A 1,975-nucleotide genomic window follows, 5' to 3' on the forward strand; every position below is an offset into this window, starting at 1 on the left:
AGCCGCTTTCGTGCGGCTGCGGGGGCCGGCCCGCCGCAGAACGCAGGGCTCCCCCGTCCTCCACCGGCTCGTGGAGCTTGCCCTCGCCTTCACCACGCCGTCCGCGGCGAAGGTCAGGGCCTGGCTGGCACCTTCGACCGGTTGCGCGCGCTCACCGCGACCGGCGACTTCGCCGAAACATCGCCCACTTCATGGCCGACCTGCCCCTGCCAGAGCAGTCGACCATCCGCTGGACCAAGAACGAAGCCAACGTCCGCTCCGCATGGCGCGGCATGGTCCAGGGCCGCAGGAACACCTCCGCACCGGCGGCTGACCCCGGCACGCGCGACGGCCCCGAACTAAGATGTGTCTGGTTCGGGGCCGACGGGCACCGGGCCCGGAAAATCAGCTGGCGTCGGGGCGCTTGCCGACGAGCTGGGTGAGCAGCTCGATGATCTGGGCCTGATTACGGTCGATCTTCTTGTCCAGGGCTTCGACCTTCTGGTCCAGGTTGCCGATCTGGAGGCGTACCGCGGTGAGGTCGGACTTGATGATCCCGAACTCGCGGTCGTGCTTCTCCGCGACCTCTTCGAAGCGTCGGGTCAGGGCAGCGAGCTCGCTGTGAGCGATGGGGTCCTCGGGCACGGGCTCTCCTGCCGGATCATGAACAAAAGCGGTCATCAGATCCACCACGATATCGGCCTGGAACGCGTGCCGAGAGCCCGCTTCTCAAACCTGATGGATACGGTGCCCGTCCTTACGCGCTGCGCGGCTTCCTGGCCGTCGGGGGATCAGACGGTTTCTGGCCCGGTCCACCGGTGGCACAGCATCTGGGCGATGGATTCTTGTAGCGGCGCAGGCGTGCCAGAGGCAGGCAAGGAGTTGTACGCGTCGAGGTGGAGAAGCCGTCGCCCGCTGAATCCTGCCTGCCGTCCCAGTTCCGCCGCACGCTGGTCGTGGCCGACGACAGGACAGCGCTCACTCGCTGGATCCGCAGCGTTCCCGAGAGCGCCTGGGCCGACCCGGCACACGACGCCCGCTGCACGGTGAAACGGCTCATGGCGCGAGCTGGGCATCGCCGGAGCGCTCCGCGGCCGGAAGATCTGCACGACGATCGCATGCCCTGCTGCCGAGCGTGCGCATGCGTCAATCGCGTAAGAACGGGTGCTTGGACTGGAGTGCCTGCCGAGGCAGGAAAAGAGTCCGCTTCCGGTATACGTGGCGCCCGGATCTGGCGCTCCTCCGGTGACGGGATCGCGCCGGCATCGCCCTCCCCGGTGAGGGCTCTGCGACCGCCAGGCATGTCTCGACACGTGAGGAGCAGTGATGGCCGTGCCGTGAGAGCTGCATGGGGGCACTGGGCCCCGGAAGGGGGCTGACAGATGCGCCGTCCCCTCTCGCGAAGACTCTGGTTCATTAGCCTGGACCGCACCTTGCTCGGTGGGGCGCACGCGACCCGGCGACGCCGAGTACGGCCCGCTTGACGCCGGAACCCCTTCTTCAGCCCCAGACGCTGCGAGTGGCGCCGCGCATCCTTCGACACTGAAAGGTACTCCTCGTTCTCCTCACTACGCAGGTGCGGCAACAGCGGTCGGCGCAGCCACGCGGAGACGGGGCCGGACGGCCTACAACTCGGCCCCACGCCCGGCGGAAGCCGCCGGGCCGTGGGCGGTCAGCTCCAGTCGTGCACGAGCAGCCAGCCGGGCTCCGCCAGGGCACGGTAGCCCAGAATGGCAGCCGCGGCGCGCAGGGCCTCGTCCCGCTCCGGCGAAGGCGGCGTCAGACCCCGAACCGACCTGCAGACACCCGGCGGCAGCTCCTCGTGCGCGAGACCGATGACGACCCGGTCCGGGCCGCCGGACCCGGCGACAATGAACAGTCCGACGTCCTCGTCACCAGCGTCCTCGAGCCCTTCGGACACGACCAGCCAGTCCGCATCGGCGAGCTCGACCCCGTACACCGCGTAGAACGAATGCTCCAGACTCACGCAGCTCTC

General features: G+C 68.8%; 2 protein-coding genes. Both read right to left on the minus strand.

Annotated elements, in window-relative coordinates; genetic code table 11:
• Positions 1-384 precede the first annotated feature (384 nt).
• Positions 385-624: a hypothetical protein gene (locus tag ABZ070_RS37045; protein WP_356640572.1), complete on the minus strand. Its 240-nt coding sequence runs from the start codon at positions 622-624 to the stop codon at positions 385-387.
• Positions 625-1,651: 1,027 nt separating this feature from the next.
• A partial coding sequence (locus ABZ070_RS37050; protein ID WP_356640574.1) for a hypothetical protein occupies positions 1,652-1,975 on the minus strand: 324 nt, incomplete at its 5' end.

Source organism: Streptomyces sp. NPDC006283, assembly GCF_040613325.1.
Classification (GTDB): domain Bacteria; phylum Actinomycetota; class Actinomycetes; order Streptomycetales; family Streptomycetaceae; genus Streptomyces.